Here is an 18,367-nt window from a genome sequence, read left to right on the forward strand (position 1 = left end):
CCTCATGACTGCTCCCCCCACGACCACCGCGGCAGCACCGAGCACCGCGCCCTCGACCTGGGACCGCGTGAAGCGGTACTCCCCACCGTCTCGGTTTCTGCCGGTCATCGCCACGTTCGCGCTGTTCGTCGGTCTGTTCGGACTCGGCGAATTCCGCTACAGCGGCTTCGCCGATCCACAGGTGTTCCTGTCACTGCTGATCGACAACTCGTTCCTCATCGTCCTCGCCGTAGGGATGACCTTCGTCATCCTCACCGGCGGAATCGATCTCTCCGTCGGGTCCGTCGTCGCACTGTCGACGATGATCGCAGCGCGCACACTGCAATTGGGCTGGCCACCGCTGCTGGTCATGGCCGTGGTGTTGCTGTGCGGTGCCGTGCTCGGCACCGTCATGGGTGCCCTCATCCACTATCTGCAGATTCAGCCGTTCGTCGCCACACTCGCGGGGATGTTCCTCGCCCGGGGCCTGTGCTACATGATCGGTGTCGAGTCGATCCCGATCACCGACGACACGTTCTCCTCGATCGCATTCGCCGTCATCGAACTACCCGGCGGCTACACCATCACCTGGAGCGTGGTGATCGCGCTGGTCACGGTGGCGATTGCTGCATACGTGTTGGCCTGCACTCGTTTCGGACGTTCGGTCTACGGCATCGGTGGCAACGAAGCGTCCGCGCTGCTGATGGGGCTCAAGGTGGCGGCCGTGAAAGTCGGCGTCTACACGATCAGCGGATTCTGCGCAGCGCTCGCCGGCCTACTGTTCTCCTTCTACGCACTGTCGGGCTACAGCCTCAACGCCGTCGGCATGGAGCTCGACGCTATCGCCGCGGTGGTGATCGGCGGAACGCTGCTCACCGGCGGGCGCGGGTACGTCCTCGGATCGCTGGTGGGAGTCCTGATCCTCGGTGCCATACAGACTTTCATCGCCTTCGACGGAACCCTGAGCTCGTGGTGGACGCGAATCACGATCGGAGTGCTGCTCCTGGTGTTCGTTCTCGCCCAACGTCTGCTGACGGCGAGAAAGAGGTGACCAACACAGGGATCGACGGTAAGGCACCCGTCATGACCGACGTCGCCCGATTGGCCGGGGTATCCCATCAGACGGTCTCGCGGGTCATCAACGGCCAGAACAACTTACGCCCCGAAACCCGCGACCGGGTACAGAATGCCATCGATCAACTGGGCTATCGTCCCAATCGTGCCGCCAGGGCGTTGGTCACCAAACGGTCCGCGTCGATCGGAATCATCGGCTCCAAAGGCGGGTTCTGGGGGCCGAGCACCACGCATCGCACCGTGCAGAGCGCGGCACGTGATGCCGGATTCTCCGTCAGCGCAGTCAGTCTCGCAACGCTGACACACGACGAACTCGTCGGCGCACTGCATCACCTGCACGACCAGGGCGTCGAGGGCATCGTGTTGATCGCCGCCACCGACGACGCTGTGGCAGCGGCTCGTTCCGAGGAGTCCGTGGTACCCGTCGTGGTCGTCGAAGGTGACCCCACCACCTCGACCTGGACCGTGGGCATCGATCAGGTCGGCGGCGCTCGATTGGCCACCCGACACCTGATCGAGGCAGGCCACGAACGCATCGTGCATCTGTCCGGACCGCAGGGATGGACCGAATCCCGCGGCCGTGAACAAGGGTGGCAGGATGCGCTCGACGAGGCCGGGCTGGCGTGGACACCGGTCCTGCGCGGCGACTGGTCCGCACGCAGCGGCTACGAGAACGGGCTCCGCCTCGCCGAGGACCACACCGTCACGGCCGCATTCTGTGCCAACGACCAGATGGCCCTCGGCTTGCTGCGCGCCTTCCACGAGAGCGGCCGCCGTGTGCCCGAGGACTTCGCCGTCGTCGGATTCGACGACATCCCCGAGGCTGCTTTCCTGATTCCACCACTGACGACGGTCCGCCAGGACTTCACCGAAGTCGGCAGACGCGCGATCGACGTCCTGCGCGCGGCACTGGACAACACTGCCGCGCCCGAGGCGTCCATCGATCCTGAACTCGTCGTTCGATCGTCCAGCACCACTGCACCGAAACCGACCACAACCGTTGCACCGCAACAAGGAGAATCGCATGTCCAATGACCGCTACACGGTAGGAGTGGACTACGGCACTCTCTCCGGCCGTGCCGTAGTCGTCCGTGTGTCCGATGGTGCCGAAATTGCATCTGCCGTACACGAATACAGTCACGCCGTACTCGAGGAAACCCTGCCCGGCAGTACCGTCCGACTACCCGACGCGTGGGCTCTGCAGGTGCCGGACGACTATCGCGACGTCCTACGCCGCGCCGTCCCCGCTGCGATGGCCGCCGCGGGCATCGAGCCGGAGCAGGTGGTGGGCATCGGGACCGACTTCACCGCATGCACCATGGTGCCGACCTACGCGGACGGCACGCCGCTCAGCGAAGACCCGCGGTTCGTCGATCGCCCACACGCATACGTCAAACTGTGGAAACACCATGCGGCGCAGGGACAGGCCGACCGGATCAACGAACTGGCCGCCCGTCGCGGAGAGAGCTGGCTCCCCCGCTACGGCGGCTTGATCTCCTCGGAATGGGAATTCGCCAAGGCGCTGCAGATTCACGAGGAGGACGCCGAGATCTACGAGGCCATGGACCGGTGGGTCGAGGCGGCCGACTGGATCGTCTGGCAACTGTGCGGAAATTACGTGCGTAATGCCTGCACCGCGGGATACAAGGGCATCTATCAGGACGGCAAGTATCCTTCCGTCGATTTCCTCACCGAGCTCGCGTCCGGGTTCGGTGGGTTCGTGGCAGAGAAACTCGACCAACCGCTGGGCGAGTTGGGCTCGCGTGCAGGCACGTTGACCGCCGAGGCCGCGGCATGGACGGGATTGCCCGAGGGGATAGCCGTCGCGGTCGGCAACGTGGATGCGCACGTCACGGCCCCGGCTGCGGGTGCCGTCGAATCGGGCCGCATGGTCGCCATCATGGGAACATCCACCTGCCACGTCATGAGTTCGACCGTGTTGAACGACGTTCCGGGTATGTGCGGCGTCGTCGACGGCGGCATCGTCGCTGGGTCGTACGGGTACGAGGCCGGCCAGAGTGGGGTCGGCGACATCTTCGGGTGGTTCACCCGCACCGGAGTTCCCGCGTCCTACAGTGAAGCGGCAACTGCCGCAGGCGAGTCCGTGCACGAATACCTGACGCGGCTCGCGTCGGCCCAAGAGGTGGGCGAGCACGGTCTGGTCGCGCTCGACTGGCACAGCGGCAATCGGTCGATCCTGGTCGATCACGAACTGTCCGGCCTGGTCATCGGATCGACGCTTGCGACGCGGCCCGAGGACACCTACCGCGCACTGCTCGAGGCAACGGCATTCGGCACCCGCGTCATCGTCGAGACGTTCCGCGACAGCGGCGTTCCCGTCGAAGAATTCGTCGTGGCGGGAGGTCTGGCCCGCAACCCACTGCTGATGCAGATCTACGCCGACGTGCTACGTATGCCGTTGTCCGTCATCGCGTCCGCACAGGGCCCCGCCTTGGGCTCCGCCATCCACGCGGCAGTGGCCGCAGGCTGCTACCCGGACGTGCCGGTGGCGTCGAAGTCGATGGGCAAGGTCCGCCGCGGTGCATTCGTTCCGGACGAGTCCCGCTCGGAGGCATACGACTCGCTGTACGAGATCTACCTGGAACTGCACGATCGCTTCGGTCGGGACGTACCGACCATGCGCCGGCTGCGATCACTGCGTCGCGCAGCCCTGACGAGGAAGCTGGAAGCGAAATGACAGTTGTCGACGATGTTCGCGAGGTCGTCGAGGAGATTCGCAAGGACGTGTGCGCACTGCATGCGGAACTGGTGCGCTACGGTTTGGTCGTGTGGACGGCGGGCAACGTGTCCGCGCGCGTTCCCGGTCGAGACCTCATGGTCATCAAGCCGAGCGGCGTCTCCTACGACGACCTGACACCGGGCAACATGGTGGTGTGCGATCTGCACGGTCGAGTGGTCGAAGGAGACCACGCGCCGTCCTCGGACACCGAGGCGCAGGCATACGTCTATCGGCACCTCGACCATATCAACGGTGTGGTGCACACTCATTCGCCCTACGCGGTGGCGTGGGCCGCACGAGGAGAACCCATTCCGGTCGTGACCACGATGTGCGCCGACGAATTCGGCGGCGACATTCCGGTGGGTCCGTTCGCCGTGATCGGCGACGACTCGATCGGGCGCGGCATCGTCGACACCCTCGCAGGCAGCCGCTCTCCGGCAATACTCATGCAGAACCACGGCGTCTTCGCCGTTGGCCCGTCGGCCCGATCTGCGGTGAAAGCGGCGGTCATGTGCGAGGACGTGGCCCGATCGGTGCACCTGTCATATCAACTGGGACAACCACTTCCCATCCCCCGCGCGTCGGTCGACGCACTCTACGACCGCTACCAGAACGTCTACGGCCAGCGCTGATCAGCGCCACATTTTTCCACGGAAGGTACATTCTCCATGTCCGAAGTATGGTTTCTCACCGGCAGCCAAGGCCTCTACGGTCCCGAGACGCTCGAGCAGGTAGCAGTCCAGTCACGGGAGATCGCAGACAAACTCGACGGCGCACTACCGGTATCCGTCGTCTGGAAGCCGGTGCTGCTCGACGCGTCCGCGATCCTGCGGTGCATGCGCGAGGCCAACGCCGCCGAGGACTGCATCGGCGTCGTCACCTGGATGCACACTTTCTCGCCGGCCAAGATGTGGATCGCAGGCTTGGACGCGCTCGATGTTCCACTGCTGCACCTGCACACGCAGGCCGGAATGTCGTTGCCCTGGTCCACGATCGACATGGAGTTCATGAATCTGAACCAGGCTGCGCACGGTGATCGCGAGTTCGGGCACATCGAGTCCAGGGTCGGCGTACTGCGCACCACCATCGCGGGCCACGTCGACAATCCGTCGGTACGGACGCGGGCGGAGCAGTGGGCGCGCGCGGCACTCGGCCGGGCCGAATTGCGTTCGCTGAAACTGGCCCGCTTCGGCGACAACATGCGCGACGTCGCGGTCACCGAGGGCGACAAGGTGGAGGCGCAGCTGCGGTTCGGCGTCTCCGTGAACACCTACGGCGTCAACGATCTCGTGGACGTGGTCGACAGCGTCAGCGAGTCGGCCGTCTCGGAACTCGTCGACGAGTATCGGTCGCTCTACGACATCGCACCGAGCCTCGACAAGGACGGGGATCGTCACGACTCCCTCCGCTACGGCGCACGCGTCGAAGCGGGAATGCGGCAGTTCCTCACCGACGGCGGGTTCAAGGCGTTCACCACCAATTTCGAGGACCTCGGCGGCCTGCGTCAGTTGCCGGGATTGGCGGTGCAGCGACTGATGGCCGACGGTTACGGCTTCGGCGGCGAGGGCGACTGGAAGACGTCGATGTTGTTGCGCGGCATGAAGGTGATGGCCGAGGGACTGGAGGGCGGTACGTCCTTCATGGAGGACTACACCTACCACCTCGTCCCCGGTGAGGAGAAGATCCTCGGTGCACACATGCTGGAGGTGTGCCCGTCCATCACGACGTCTCGCCCCACACTGGAAATTCATCCACTCTCGATCGGCGGCCGCGAGGATCCGGTGCGGCTGCGATTCACCGCCGATCCGGGGCATGGCGTCGTCGTCGGACTGTCCGACGTCGGTGAGCGATTCCGATTGACGGCCAACGTGATCGACGTGGTCGAGCCCGACGAGGCGCTGCCGAAACTACCCGTGGCATGCGCAGTGTGGAAACCGCAGCCCTCGCTGTCGGTGTCGGCCGAATCGTGGTTGACTGCAGGCGCACCCCACCACACGGTGTTGAGCACCGCCATCGGTCTGCCTGTGCTGGAGGCATTCTCGGACATGATCGGTGTCGAGCTGCTCGCTATCGATTCCGGCACCACGACGCGTGGGTTCCAGCAGACTCTCCGATGGAATGCGGCCTACCACCGACTCGCAGCGAGGTTGTGAGTCCGGGCCGCCGCGGCTACGGCCGCGGCGGTCAGCCCAGACCGAAAGCGACGAGAAAACCCGCGGCGGTGGCCATTCCCACCCACCAGCCGCCGTCTCGGTACGCCTCGGGCATCAACGAATCGGCCAGCACCGCCAAGGTCGCACCGCCGGCGAATGCCTGCACTGCCGATATCCCGGTAGCAGGGATGACGTCCGAGAGCAGGAACCCCGCCACGGTCACCAGTACCAGGACAACCGCAGTCACACTCCATAACCCGAGGGCGCGGGCTCGGCCGAAGTTGTGTTGATCTCGCATCAGAGCGGCACCGCCGACAGCCTCGGGAACATTGCCGACGGCGACGGCGACGAGGAGCACGAGGCCACCGCCACTGGTCAGTGACACACCCAACGCGGTGTTCTCCGGAACGCCGTCGAGCACTGTTCCAAGCATCAATGCCCACCCGATTGCCGCCGGCCCCAGCCGATTCTCGATGAGGTGGTTCGCGACCACGTACACCCCCGCACCCGCGAACAACGCAGCACCGGCGGTGATGATGCCGGATTGGGTAAAGGCGGGCTCGAACAATTCCGAGGACACCGCCGCGATCATCGTGCCCGCGCCGAACGCCATCATGGCCGCGAGTACTCGTTTCGGTAGAGACCAGCACAGGCCGACAGCGGCCCCGATCACCAACGGCAGGGCCGTTCCGGCCCCGTACAGTGCTGCTCCGAACGCATTCACGCGTGCCTCACTCGGTCGAACGAAGACTGCTCGGTCACCCACTGTGGATGTCCGGAGCGACCGAGATACAAACCGTGCACGGCCGTCTAACCGTGTCGAGCGCGGTATTCCTCTTCGGCCCCGGGGTGCAGAGGAATACCGCCCGTCATGACCAGTGAGCGTGCGTCGAGAAATTGGCTGCCGATCGCTTGCCCGGGGACCAGGGCCGACGATCGGTCGAGCAGAACGCTCACCAGTGCGGCGACAACTCGGTTCGGCACATCGGGGTGGGCCAACAGCAGATTCGGAATTCCGACGGTCGTCACCTCCGGGTGCGAGCCGTACACGTTCGCCGGAACCGGGACCGCCTCGTACGCGGTGCCGAACGCCCGACGCAGGTTCGGAACGAGACTGCCCAATTCGAGCAACCGGATCTCGCTACTCGGCTCGGCGAAAGCCGGGGTCGGCAATCCACCCGCCCACATCACCGCGTCGATCTCGTTGTCGGACAACGCGGTCGCAGCCGCCTTCATCGACAATTGAACTTCACGAACTGCATCCGGTCCCGAGACGCCGGCCGCGTCGAGGATCCGATGCGAGAGAACCGTCGCCCCCGATCCGGGCGCGCCGGTACTCACTCGTCGTCCCCGTAGATCGCTCGCTGCGAGGATGGTCGAGTCCGCCCGCACAGCGACCTGAAAGTAGTTCTCGTAGACACATCCGACCGCGGCCAGGTCGGTACTCGGGTGGCTGTAGGCGGCGTCGATCAGCGTCATCGCCAGTTCGGCACGACCGGAGATCAACGCGTCGAGGTTGTCGAGAGAACCGGATGTCGTGAGCGGCACTACCTCGACCTCCGACAGTCCGGCAGCCGCGTCGGACAGCAAGCCGGAGAACTCCCAGAAGAAGCCGCCCACCTCGCCCGCCGCCAGGCGCAGTTGCATCGGCGGGTCCGTGGCACAGGCTCCCATGGCCACCGCGGTCAGCGACACGACACCGGCCCGCAGAGCTGTTCTTCGGGAGAACAACGCAGCGGGCCGGAGCATGTCACTCACTGTAAGTCGTCACAGGTCACGCGAAGGCCTTGCCCTGCTCCCTGTCGAGGACGGTCTCGGTCTTGTTCCGCAGCACGAAGATGTACACCAGGAGCGAGATACCGATGACGACGGTCACGTACAGAATGAACCACCCGACGTGCCCACCGTTCTTCGCGGCCTGGTAGATCAACGGAGCGGTACCACCGAACGCGGAGTTCGCCAGCGCGTAACCGAGGCCGACTCCCAAGGCGCGGATGTGCGAGGGGAACAATTCGGCTTTGACGATCGCGTTGATCGAGGTGTAGCCGGTGAGGATGACGTAGCCGACGCAGACCAGCGCCAGTGACTGCACCACCGACGTCGCCGACGGCAGATACGTGATGAGCACGTAGGTGTAGAGCACGCCACCGACGCCGAAGAAGACCAGCAGAGGCTTGCGTCCCACCTTGTCACTGATCAAGCCGCCGATGGGCTGCAGCAACATCAGGAAGATCAGCCCGAACAGGTTGATCCAGGTCCCGGTCATTCCGCGGTCCTCGTACGCTGCCTTGATCATCGAGGGTGCGTTGACGCTGTAGGTGTAGAACGCGATGGTGCCACCGGCGGTCACCATGAAACAGATCAGCAGAGCGCGCCAATGCTTTCCGACCAATTCCTTGAGAGATCCGGACGCCTGATCGGCACCACTACGAACTGCCTCGAGCTGATCCTTCGTCAGGGACTCGTCCATGCTGCGGCGCAGCCAGAAGACAACCACTGCGGCGACGCCACCGATGAAGAACGCTATGCGCCAACCGAAGTCCTCTATCTGCTCCCGCTCGAAGAAGACCTGCATGAGCAGCAGCGTGACCTGCGCCAGAACGTGGCCACCGATCAGCGTGACGTACTGGAACGAGGAGAAGAATCCGCGACGCTCACGAGTGGCGGCCTCGGACATGTATGTCGCCGACGCTCCGTACTCACCACCGGTGGCGAAGCCCTGCACCAGACGGCACAGAATCAGAATGACCGCGGCCCATACACCGATGCTCTCCCGGCCGGGGGTGAACGCGATGACCATCGAGCAGGCCGCCATCAGCGAGACACTGAATGTCAGTGCAGCTCGGCGACCGTTCCGGTCTGCGTAGCGTCCGAAGAACCACGAACCGACCGGACGCATCAGGAACGTGACCGCGAAGATCCCGTAGACGTAGATGGTCGAATTCTTGTCCGCCGAATCGAAGAACTGATTCTCGAAATACGTCGCGAAGACGGTGTAGACGTACACGTCGTACCACTCGACGAGGTTGCCCGACGACCCACGCAGTGTGTTGTAGACGGCGCGGCGGGTGGCTGCGGGAGACGAGACCGGCGGGTTCGCACGAGACGAACCAGCGGTCGAAGTGGCCTCGTTGGCCATGGGCAGGTCCTTCCACAGATAGCTTGCGGGTGGGTCGCCGAACGCGTGACGGCAACCGAAGTCCTTCTACTGTGACCCCCAGCACAGCGAGAACCAAGCTGTTTCGCGTTTCCTAACACTCCCTTAGGACAAGGACCCGCTCGAGCCGTGACGCGGGAGCAGCATTCGGACGATCAAACCGGACGGTCGATGAGCGTCGACCTCGAGGCGTCCTCCCACTCGTTCGATCAGGGCCGCAACTATTGCCAGGCCGAGCCCCGTTCCGGTCCCGTGAGCACTAGATGCCCGAAAGAACCGGTCCGCGATCATCGGTAATTCGGCAGCGGATACACCCGGGCCGGTGTCGGTGATCGACACCACGACGTGATTGTCGCCGGCTCGGCAGTCGATGTCGACATCCGCTCCCGAACCGGCGTACTTGGTCGCGTTGCTCAGGATCGCGTCGAGCATGCGCACCAGGTCTTCCTCCGGTACCGCAGCAGTGTGATCGGCTCCCGGGTCGGGATCCGCGACATGGACGGTCAGCCCGGCCACTGTCAGTGCGCTCGACCAGAATCGGACTCTGTCGGTGAGCACGAACAGTACGTCGCACGCGGTCTCGCGATGCAGGACCGGCGTCTCGGCAGCAGCGAGAACGAGAAGATCCTCGACGACGGAGTCGAGCCGATCGACCTCCAGTGTCGTTCGCTGGTGCGCTTCGGCGACCGATTCGGGCACCCGCATTCCCAACACGTCCAGTCGAATCCGTAATGCCGCCAGCGGGTTACGCAACGCGTGAGCGGTGTCGGCCACCAGACGGCGCTGCGCAGCGGTCGCGTTCTCCACATCGTCTGCCATCGCGTCGAACGCACGCGAGAGCGCTCGAACCTCGGGCGGACCGACGTGTGCGTCCGACTCGAGACGTGGCGAGTCGTCGAGAGGCCGGCGATCGTGAAAGGCGTCGCCGAACGATTGGACTCGCATCGACAACGACGTCAGTGGACGAACGACCCAGCGCGACAACGCAGCTGCGATCAGCGCCACCGTGGCCAAGATCAGCAGCGCACCGACAGCGATCACCGCCCACCCGATCGCCACATCCCGGCGGGCCGCGTCGGTGGAGGCTGCGATCACCACGGCACCGTCGACCTGCGTTCCCCCACCGATCGGTGCAGCCACCAGTACCGACGACGGCGACCACGGCGTCACACTCGACGGAAGGCCACCGCGTTGATTGCGTAGCGCACCGGCCACCGCCTGTTGGACGTCGGCGCGCGTCGTATCCAGACCCGATGCAGCACGGACCGCTCCGGTGCGGTCGACCACCACGATCCCCTCGCCGTACAGATCGTTGTAGCGCTGCACCGACTCTCGGATTCGAGAATCACCCGACTCGTCCTCCCGGGAGCTCAGTTCCGCGAAGTACGTTGCAGCGGCAGCTCGATTCTCACCGAATCGTTGGGCGCGTTCGCGCCCCAGCAACAATCCCAGCGGAACCGACAGCGCGAGAACGACGACGGCCGAGTAGACCATCAGCACCACGAGAACCCGGCGCCGCACGTCAGCCGTCCCAGCGGTAGCCGAAGCCGCGGATCGTGGCGATGGTCCCGGGTCGGCCGAGCTTGGCACGCAACGTCGTCATGTGCACGTCGAGCGATCGCGAGATCGCCACGTACGCATCGCCCCAGATCGCATCCATCAGCTGTTCGCGGCTCACCGCTTCGCCACGCCGAGTCGCCAGGTGCGCGAGCAGGTCGAACTCTTTGGTGGTCAGCCCGATGTCTCGCCCGTCGACTTCGACGCTGCGCCCGACGAGATCGACGACCACGTCGCCCAACTCGAGCCGATCCACCGCCGCATCACTCGTTGCGCTCCGACGCCGCGCCGCCACTTCCAGCCTCGCGTGCAACTCCCCCAACCGAGCGGGCTTGACGACGTAGTCGTCCGCCCCCGCGCGCAGCGCTCGGACCACCGACCGCTCGTCGTCCCGCGCGGTCAGCACCACCACGGGCACCGAACTCAGGGTCCGCAGCTTACGAAGCGCCTCGAGGCCGTCCATGTCGGGCAAGCCGAGATCGAGGAGAACGACACCCATGCCGTGGTACCCGAGCAGCAGGTCGGCACCGCGGCGCATCCGGACAGGGTCGTGCCCCACCTCGGTCAGCGCGTCTATCAACGCGTCGCCGACGCCGTCGTCGTCCTCCACCACCGCTATTCGCATCGCCTCGAGATTAGGCCACGACGGCCGACGGGCGTTGCAGGCCGACGCTGATCAGTCGATCGGAAGGACGACCCGCAAGGTGAAACCGCCGTGCACCGTCGCGGCGGCCGAGACGTGCCCACCCAACAATTCCGCCCGCTCGGCGAGTCCTACGAGTCCGTGCCGCGACGACGGGAATGCGAGCGGCGGCAGCGTGGGAGCCGTGTTCGCAACCTGTACCGTCACCGATTCGTCGACTTCATTCACGGTGACATCGACTTTCGAGCCCGGAGCATGTTTGCGAACGTTGGTCAGCCCCTCCTGGACGATTCGATACACAGCACGCTGAACGGAACTCGGCACATCCGACTCCACGTGCACGGTCAATTCGACGTCCAACTCGGATTCAGCCGCCAGCGCCGAGAGATCGGAAATGGCCGGCTGCGGATCGATTCCGTCGGCCTCGCCGCCCGACGCCCGCAGGACACTGACCATCTGCCGCAGCTCCTCGAGTGTTCGCACCGCAAGCGACCGAATGGTCCGGCTGGCGGCTTTGACCGCAGGATCGTCGTTGCTGACCATCAGGGCACCGACCTGAACCGCGATCAAACTCACCTGATGCGAGACCACATCGTGCATTTCTCGCGCCAGACGTGCGCGCTCGGTCGACAGCACCAGTTCGGCCTGCGCAGTCCGATCTCGCTCGCGAGCCTGGTGCAACTCGCTCAATTGCTGCTTCAGATCGCGTTGCGCTCGAATCAGCTGACCGAGGGCCACCGGGGCCGAGGCGTACGCGCCGGCCGCCAGGGTGATCGCGACGACCGACTCGAACGAGGAGTCCGTCGTCACCCACGCCATGCTGGCCGCGAACATACCTGCGCCGCAACAACCCACGGCCACGCGACTGCGAACGACGAACGCCACCGTCCCGAGTGAGAACACTGCCGCCAGCAACGTGACGCCCATTGCCAGACCGGGCAGCGTCAGTACGAATACGAGTACCGGAAATCGTCTGCGCCCGAACAACAGCACCGGGGTGAGGAGGGCGACGGCAACTTCCGCCGTGGTCGGATCCGGCAACGTGAGCAGTCCATCGGCGAAAGAAAGAACGACGAACACCGCATCGAGAATCACACCCGATCGCCGCTCGGTCGCACGCCGAACAGCCTGCACAGTGCTCACTGCGACTCGCCCCCAACCGAAGTGGACCCGCCCGCCGACAATCCACCCCGCTCGGCTATCAAGGCCGCCTGCACCCGCGTCGAGACCTCCAACTTCGACAAGATCGCACTGACGTGATCCTTGACGGTTCCGGTGCCGAGAAACAGTGCGGCGGCGATCTCCGCATTGGAGTCGCCGTGCACCACGCGCACGAGAACGGCACGCTCACGCTCGGTGAGCCGCGCGATCTTTCGGGCTTCGGTCGAATCACGGGCCGCTCCGAGAAACCCACGAACGACGGTGCGTCCGACGGTCGGCGACAGGACTATTCCACCAGCGGCAAGCGATCTGATGTGTCTCGGCAACTCTTCGGGATCGGTGTCCTTGACCAGGAAGCCTGCGGCACCGGTGTCGAGTGCACGCATGATGAAGTCGTCCGAGTCGAAGGTGGTCAGCATCGCCACTGCGGGCGGCTGCGGCAATGCGAGGATGTCGGCGAGGACGTCGAGCCCGTTGCGACCGGGCATCCTGATATCGAGCAGCACGACATCGGGTTCCGTTCCGACGACGAGATCGAGGGCGTCGGCCGCGTCGCCCGTGGCAACCACGTCGATGCCGGGCGCGGCACCGAGGATGAGCTCGAAACCCGATCTGACGAGCGCCTCGTCGTCCACGACGACGACTCTGACGTTCTTGGTATCACCCACGACAGCACTCCTGTAGATCATCGAACAGTCACGGGCCCGCGAACACGATCAGCATAGGGCGCTGCTGGTGTGCGGCGAACGAAACCGTGCACGCGACAACACCCGGACCATGAAGGACGAGCCCAATCCGTGCATCAGCAGGCTGAGGGAGATGGTGACGATCATCGCCTGCAACACGATCAACCCGATGTCGTCGTCGAGTGCGTTGAACGCCAACAATCCCAGCACGATGGTCGTGATCCCGCGCGGACCGAGGATCGACGACGCAAGCCGATCGACGACGCCCAATCGTGAGCCCACGAGCGCCAGACACACCGGCACCAGTCTCACCACGGTCAAGGCCAGCACCGAGATGACGACGATGCGCCAGTCGAGACCGAGGTAGACGATGTACGCGGCCACCGCGCCGAATACGAACCACACTACGAGGGACGTGCATTCCACGAACTGTTCGGTGAGGGCGGTGTGCGGGTGGAGTTCGGAGCGCGCGCACAGGTGCACGGCAACTCCTGCCACGAATGCCGCGACGAAACCGTTGCCGTGCAGAAGGATTGCCACCGAGAACGTCACGAGAGGGACAGCGAGCACGCCGATGGACAACGAGCTCGTGGTGGTCCACCCCCGTCGCAGGGCCACCTTCATCGCCCATCCGAAGGTAAGGCCGATGGCGCTGCCGACGAGTAGCGACACGGTGCTGGCGAGCAGCGCTTTCCCGATCGATGTGGTCACGCTGTCGACACTCGTCGCGGTGATCATGGCGAGCGCGAACACGAAGATCGGAGCAACGACCCCGTCGTTGTACCCCGACTCGACGTTGAGCGCCGACCGCACGCCGCGCGTGAGCCGATTGTCGGTCAGAATTGCCGTCGCTGGAGCCATGTCGATGGGCATGATCACACACGCGATCAGCAGTGCGACGGCAAAGCCGTACTCGGGCAACAGGAACCATGAGGCACTCGCCGCCAACGCAAGGCTCAGCGGTAGTGCGAGAAGAAGTAGCCGAAGCGACACCGAGGGCGAGCTCCCCAGCATCTTTCCCTCGACCCTGAGGGAATCGGAGAACAGCAGTGCAGCCAGAACGAGTTCGACGATCTGCTCGGTGACGTGATAGTTCAGCACCGTCACGATCTCGGGCCCGAAGAACCAACCGACCACTGCGCCCGCCGACGCGATCGCCAGAGGTGCGCTCACTCGCCACGACGCAAGCTTCGCGGACACCAGTGACCACAGTGCGACAACGCCGACGCAGCACAGCAGTGATTGAGCCAGTGCGGTCATCGGTGTACCCCCTCGTTCTTTCTCGGCCGGACACAGTCGATCCTGTCGGCGGGTGGCCTCACTGCCGGTCGCGTTTCGTTGCCCGGGAGCGAGCGACAGTCCACATCAGATGTGCGCTCTGGCTCAACGTCATTCGCGGTAGATACGCACGACCGACCGCATTGGCGATACCCGGAAGTGCGGCACTGTCGGGGAAGCTCATGTACATGGACTCGTACCGCGGCTGAAACTTGGATTTGAATGCCAGCAGAGACCTGAATCCGTAGACTGGTTCGAGTGCTCGGCCGACGGCATCGAGGAGCTTCTCCACCGGGTCCGGGCTCGATACTGTCGCAGAGAGACCGTCGGCCTCGATCGTTCGCGGGCTTTTGGCGAGTGGTGCGCCGGACAAGCTCACGAATTCGAAACCCTCCGACGCGAACGACACGGCTGCCGACGCGATGAGGAATTCCACTGCCGGTCCGAATCCCGTCGATCGTCTCCTCATGAAATCGAGCGTCCATCCCACCACTTCTCCGTCTCGATACACCGGCAACCAGGATGTGACACCGTGCACCGTTCGATCGGCATCGATGGCTATCAGGCATCGGACGTCCGGATCCTTCATCTCCGTCAATCCACCGAGAGTGAACCCCATCTCGGGCATCGCTTTGTCCGCCACCCACTCTCTGGAAATGGCCGCAATCTGATCGCGTATCACCGGTGATACGTCGGAATACGCTGTCCACTCGGCAGCGATTCCGGATTTCGTCGCTCGGTTGAACGACGTCCTGATGTCCTGGAATTTCTTACCGGTGAATTTCAGCGAGGTGAGGTCGAGGATGGCTTCCTCCCCCACGTGAACGGAGTTCCAGCCCAATGCATCTGCGACGCGACGGGTGTCAGCCGAGATCGAGTACAGGCACGGTGTCCACCCGTTGTCGGAACAGAAGTCCGCGAATGCGCGTACCGCGGCGGCATGGTCTTGTCTCGGTCCGACCGGGCCGGCAGTGGTCAACGCAATGCCGCCCACGACGCGGTAGGCCACGAAGCTGTTTCCGTCCGGCGTGAACCAATAATTGTTGCTGCTCCAGGTCGACATCCACGACAGATTCGACCCACCGCTGCGCACGAGGATGTCGCGAGCCCGCCGAGCATCGTCCGGCTCGTCGTCGTAGGTGGGCCGCAGAAACATCGCCAGGACGGTCGCACACAGCGTCACCCAGAACGCGACGCCGATCCACTGGTACATCCAGGACGGAACGAACTCCCCGGCAAGCAGAGCGGGCTCGAACCATTGCAGGTACACGCTGGGAATCAGGCGTTGAACGAAGTCGACGGCCAGTTCGGGAACGTATGCGATCGTCCGCGCCGACATCGATCCCGTGGCGACGTAGAGCGTGCCCAAGGTGAGCAGCGCCAGACCGACGGATCGCAATGCCGATCGTGCAGCTCCGTTCGGCGAGGCGATCGTGAAGGACGATCGGGTGAAGGCGAGGACCAGAGCCACCGCTACCGGGGTCAACAGCGGCGCGGCCGCCCGGATCAGATACGAACCGTCCAGCTGCACACCGGCATCGGACAATTCGGACCAGGACTCGTGCAACTGAGCGACGTTGAGGACCGCCGATGCCGTCAGACACAGCTGCGCGATCAGAGCCGACGTCCATGCCGCTCGCCTGCCCCGCCGGAGGCCGTCGCAGATCGTGACGAGAAACAGGGACGGTGCGACGGCGAGCACCGTGAACCCGAGCCCATCGAACCGCAAGGCGAACAATCCCTGCCGGCATTCGGAACTCTGGGCCGCCGAACTGCAGACCGCCCGTACTTCCTCGGCGGTCCACGGATCGGCCCGCAGCAATGCCTCCAGGACCCCGAACGGACCGGCAGCATCGTTCGACACGAGCGCGAGCACCGGGCCCAGCGCGCTTGCCAGCACGATCAGCGCTACCAGCAAGCGGCTCTCGCGGCGCGTCCCCGCCACCGCGTCCTCCGGATCGACTGGGCCGTACATCACCCGGCCGACCGCGAGTCCGACGATGATGGATGCCAGCCCCACCAGATCCGACAACCCGCCGTGGAACAGCGCGAGCACGATCGCAGCGGCCGGCAGACCCACGCGAATTCTGCGGCGCCACAGGACGGGCATCGATGCACTCGCTGCCATGGCGACCCCAGCGACCCACGCCGCCGGATCGAACACCACGGACGTGCCGAGCCGACTGCCCCAGTCCTCGTCGAACGAATCGACCGAGACGGCAAGGCTCAGTCCGGCAATGGCCCCGAGTACGGCAACGATTCCGACGGCCGCCAGAAACTTGGCCGAGCCCATGTGTCGTTCCAACGGCACCCCACACAGGAGCAACAGCACGACGGACAGCGAGAGCACGAGGAAATTCGGTGCGACGACCACAGAAGTGAGCAGCGTCCACCAATGCATCTGCGAGAGCGCCGAAATGCTCAGGTTCAGATGGTGTTCCACGAAGTCCGGATCGGCCGTCAGAGCGTGAACCGTCACGGTCGCGACCGCAGTCGTCGCCGCGATCACGATCGTGATCGGCGCGCCCGCAGTCCACCTTTTTGCGGCGCAGGCCAGGGCGGTCGACGCACGCACGATCTCGGGACGCGGCTCGATTCCCGTACTCATCGGGATATTCCCAATCGTGCTGCGATGGTATCGATTTGGCTCGACAAGCCGCCCGACCACACCCGGAAGTCGTGTCCGCCCGGAATCTCCTGGTACGAGACCTGCATCCCCGATGACCGGGCCGCCTCGTACAGCGCCTGCAAGCCCGGTTTGTTGTCGTTGTCGGACGCCCCCACCACGAAGACACCACCGCTGTTCGCGTACGAATTCGTCCGCAGCTTGTCCAGGGGATTGACCTTCTCGAAAAGCGTTGCGTCCCCATCGAAGACTGCGTCGAGAGTGCGTCGACGATCGCCGCCCAACGTCGGCTCGGCCTGACCGGAAATATCGAGGAACGTCGGGAACACCGACGGATAGTTGGTCGCCAGCTGCAGTGCACACGTTCCGCCGTACGACAGCCCACCCACCGCCCAGGACGACGCGGAGTTGTCGACCTGAAGGAACGTTCTGACCCACGCCGGTACGTCGACTGCCAGGTACGTCGCAGCATTTCCTCGCGGAGAATCGACGCACAGAGGGTTGGCGAGCGTCGACCCGGTTCCGTCGGCAACCACGACGACGGGTGCGAGCCCGGAATGACGAGCGGCGAAGGCGTCCATCGTTTTCACCAACCCTCCACTTCGCAGCCAGTCCCCCGGGCTGCCGGGCTGGCCGGCCAGTAGGACCAATACCGGCATCGACGGCCGACGGGCCGCGAAATACGCGGGCGGCAGGTAGATCTTTGCGGGACGGGCCGAGAAACTCGATGTCCGACCGGCTATGTCGGTGGTGACGACGGATCCGCCTGCCGGTAGACCACCGGGGTCCTGCCACTGTGCGACGGGCACGGGCTCCCGATGGTGCGCCGGCAACGACAGCAACGGGATCTCGTTCACCCGACTGGTCCCGACAGCCGCGCCGACAGTCGGAAAGTAGGCGAAGTACCCGTTGACGGCAGCGGCCGATTGCACGAGCACCGCACAAGCAGCGAGCACCACGACGACCGCGGTCCCGATGCTGCGACCGGCAAGCGAGCGGTACACCGCCAAGCCGACCGCCATTACACCGACACCGGCCCACAGGTAGACGACGAAGGGCAGTCTGTCCGGAAACGGATGCCACCAATGCTCGATGACGACGTAACCGACGCCGGTCACGACCGCGGCCGTTGCCGCCACGATCGGGACGACGACCTGCGCGTACCACGCCGACCTGACGGCCAGCAGCGCGATCGCGCCCACCGCAGCGATGCCCCACAGGACCGGCACAAGCCAACCGTCGATCAACGACACGTCCTCGAACCACTGCACCCGGCCACTCCGATCATCGACTTCCTGTCCTTCGATCCTGGT

Annotated in this window: 15 protein-coding genes; 5 read left to right on the forward strand and 10 right to left on the reverse strand. The window is 64.7% G+C overall.

Annotated features, from left to right (window positions below; genetic code table 11):
• The first annotated feature begins 4 nt into the window (after positions 1-4).
• The 5 genes from yjfF to araA are packed head-to-tail and all read left to right on the forward strand — an operon-like array spanning position 5 to position 5,946.
• Positions 5-1,030 carry a galactofuranose ABC transporter, permease protein YjfF gene (gene yjfF, locus J2X62_RS01620; RefSeq protein ID WP_080729065.1) on the forward strand — a complete coding sequence of 342 codons (1,026 nt, stop codon included), beginning with the start codon at positions 5-7 and terminating at the stop codon, positions 1,028-1,030.
• Positions 1,027-2,088 carry a LacI family DNA-binding transcriptional regulator gene (locus J2X62_RS01625; RefSeq protein ID WP_230591075.1) on the forward strand — a complete coding sequence of 354 codons (1,062 nt, stop codon included), beginning with the start codon at positions 1,027-1,029 and terminating at the stop codon, positions 2,086-2,088. The genes yjfF and J2X62_RS01625 overlap by 4 nt, the downstream gene beginning before the upstream one ends.
• The gene (gene araB / locus J2X62_RS01630) at positions 2,078-3,751 is read left to right on the forward strand and encodes a ribulokinase (RefSeq protein ID WP_032393259.1); all 1,674 of its coding nucleotides are present in this window, start codon (positions 2,078-2,080) and stop codon (positions 3,749-3,751) included. The genes J2X62_RS01625 and araB overlap by 11 nt, the downstream gene beginning before the upstream one ends.
• A complete protein-coding gene (locus J2X62_RS01635) occupies positions 3,748-4,425 on the forward strand; it encodes an L-ribulose-5-phosphate 4-epimerase (RefSeq protein ID WP_032393258.1) in 678 nt (225 codons plus the stop codon). Before araB ends, J2X62_RS01635 begins: the two co-directional genes overlap by 4 nt.
• 36 nt (positions 4,426-4,461) lie before the next feature.
• Positions 4,462-5,946 carry an L-arabinose isomerase gene (gene araA, locus J2X62_RS01640; protein WP_032393257.1) on the forward strand — a complete coding sequence of 495 codons (1,485 nt, stop codon included), beginning with the start codon at positions 4,462-4,464 and terminating at the stop codon, positions 5,944-5,946.
• A 31-nt stretch (positions 5,947-5,977) separates the two neighbouring features.
• On the opposite strand, the gene J2X62_RS01645 is transcribed toward araA, so the two are convergent.
• The 10 genes from J2X62_RS01645 to J2X62_RS01690 all read right to left on the reverse strand — a co-directional run bounded on the left by J2X62_RS01645 (position 5,978) and on the right by J2X62_RS01690 (position 18,325).
• Positions 5,978-6,670 (reverse strand): ZIP family metal transporter, encoded by a 693-nt coding sequence (locus tag J2X62_RS01645; RefSeq protein WP_032393394.1) that lies wholly within the window; start codon positions 6,668-6,670, stop codon positions 5,978-5,980.
• An 86-nt stretch (positions 6,671-6,756) separates the two neighbouring features.
• A complete protein-coding gene (locus J2X62_RS01650; RefSeq protein WP_201009647.1) occupies positions 6,757-7,695 on the reverse strand; it encodes a TAXI family TRAP transporter solute-binding subunit in 939 nt (312 codons plus the stop codon).
• Positions 7,696-7,720: 25 nt separating this feature from the next.
• On the reverse strand, positions 7,721-9,085 hold the full coding sequence (locus tag J2X62_RS01655; protein WP_032372988.1) for an MFS transporter: 1,365 nt from the start codon (positions 9,083-9,085) through the stop codon (positions 7,721-7,723).
• Between the two features lie 123 nt (positions 9,086-9,208).
• Positions 9,209-10,624 carry a HAMP domain-containing sensor histidine kinase gene (locus J2X62_RS01660; protein WP_236253845.1) on the reverse strand — a complete coding sequence of 472 codons (1,416 nt, stop codon included), beginning with the start codon at positions 10,622-10,624 and terminating at the stop codon, positions 9,209-9,211.
• Position 10,625: 1 nt separating this feature from the next.
• Complete coding sequence (locus J2X62_RS01665) at positions 10,626-11,285, reverse strand: response regulator transcription factor (protein ID WP_310176722.1); 660 nt, start codon at positions 11,283-11,285, stop codon at positions 10,626-10,628.
• A 51-nt stretch (positions 11,286-11,336) separates the two neighbouring features.
• Positions 11,337-12,446, reverse strand: coding sequence for a sensor histidine kinase (locus tag J2X62_RS01670; RefSeq protein WP_201009648.1), 1,110 nt, complete (start codon positions 12,444-12,446; stop codon positions 11,337-11,339).
• Positions 12,443-13,132, reverse strand: coding sequence for a response regulator transcription factor (locus tag J2X62_RS01675; RefSeq protein WP_032393256.1), 690 nt, complete (start codon positions 13,130-13,132; stop codon positions 12,443-12,445). Before J2X62_RS01675 ends, J2X62_RS01670 begins: the two co-directional genes overlap by 4 nt.
• 48 nt (positions 13,133-13,180) lie before the next feature.
• Positions 13,181-14,410: a cation:proton antiporter gene (locus tag J2X62_RS01680; RefSeq protein ID WP_052053762.1), complete on the reverse strand. Its 1,230-nt coding sequence runs from the start codon at positions 14,408-14,410 to the stop codon at positions 13,181-13,183.
• A gap of 58 nt (positions 14,411-14,468) precedes the next feature.
• Positions 14,469-17,036, reverse strand: coding sequence for a DUF2156 domain-containing protein (locus tag J2X62_RS01685; protein ID WP_310176728.1), 2,568 nt, complete (start codon positions 17,034-17,036; stop codon positions 14,469-14,471).
• Positions 17,033-18,325, reverse strand: coding sequence for an alpha/beta hydrolase family protein (locus J2X62_RS01690; protein ID WP_179274127.1), 1,293 nt, complete (start codon positions 18,323-18,325; stop codon positions 17,033-17,035). Before J2X62_RS01690 ends, J2X62_RS01685 begins: the two co-directional genes overlap by 4 nt.
• Positions 18,326-18,367 lie beyond the last annotated feature (42 nt).

Source organism: Rhodococcus sp. 3258 (assembly GCF_031456475.1).
In the GTDB taxonomy this organism is placed as follows: domain Bacteria; phylum Actinomycetota; class Actinomycetes; order Mycobacteriales; family Mycobacteriaceae; genus Rhodococcoides; species Rhodococcoides fascians.

What these genes read in the sequence shown, in the direction of transcription:
- yjfF (WP_080729065.1), top strand. Translation starts at nt 5, where the DNA reads ATGACTGCTCCCCCCACGACCACCGCGGCAGCACCGAGCACCGCGCCC.
- araB (WP_032393259.1), top strand. Translation starts at nt 2,078, where the DNA reads ATGTCCAATGACCGCTACACGGTAGGAGTGGACTACGGCACTCTCTCC.
- J2X62_RS01635 (WP_032393258.1), top strand. Translation starts at nt 3,748, where the DNA reads ATGACAGTTGTCGACGATGTTCGCGAGGTCGTCGAGGAGATTCGCAAG.
- araA (WP_032393257.1), top strand. Translation starts at nt 4,462, where the DNA reads ATGTCCGAAGTATGGTTTCTCACCGGCAGCCAAGGCCTCTACGGTCCC.
- J2X62_RS01650 (WP_201009647.1), bottom strand. Translation starts at nt 7,695, where the DNA reads ATGCTCCGGCCCGCTGCGTTGTTCTCCCGAAGAACAGCTCTGCGGGCC.
- J2X62_RS01655 (WP_032372988.1), bottom strand. Translation starts at nt 9,085, where the DNA reads ATGGCCAACGAGGCCACTTCGACCGCTGGTTCGTCTCGTGCGAACCCG.
- J2X62_RS01665 (WP_310176722.1), bottom strand. Translation starts at nt 11,285, where the DNA reads ATGCGAATAGCGGTGGTGGAGGACGACGACGGCGTCGGCGACGCGTTG.
- J2X62_RS01680 (WP_052053762.1), bottom strand. Translation starts at nt 14,410, where the DNA reads ATGACCGCACTGGCTCAATCACTGCTGTGCTGCGTCGGCGTTGTCGCA.
- J2X62_RS01685 (WP_310176728.1), bottom strand. Translation starts at nt 17,036, where the DNA reads ATGAGTACGGGAATCGAGCCGCGTCCCGAGATCGTGCGTGCGTCGACC.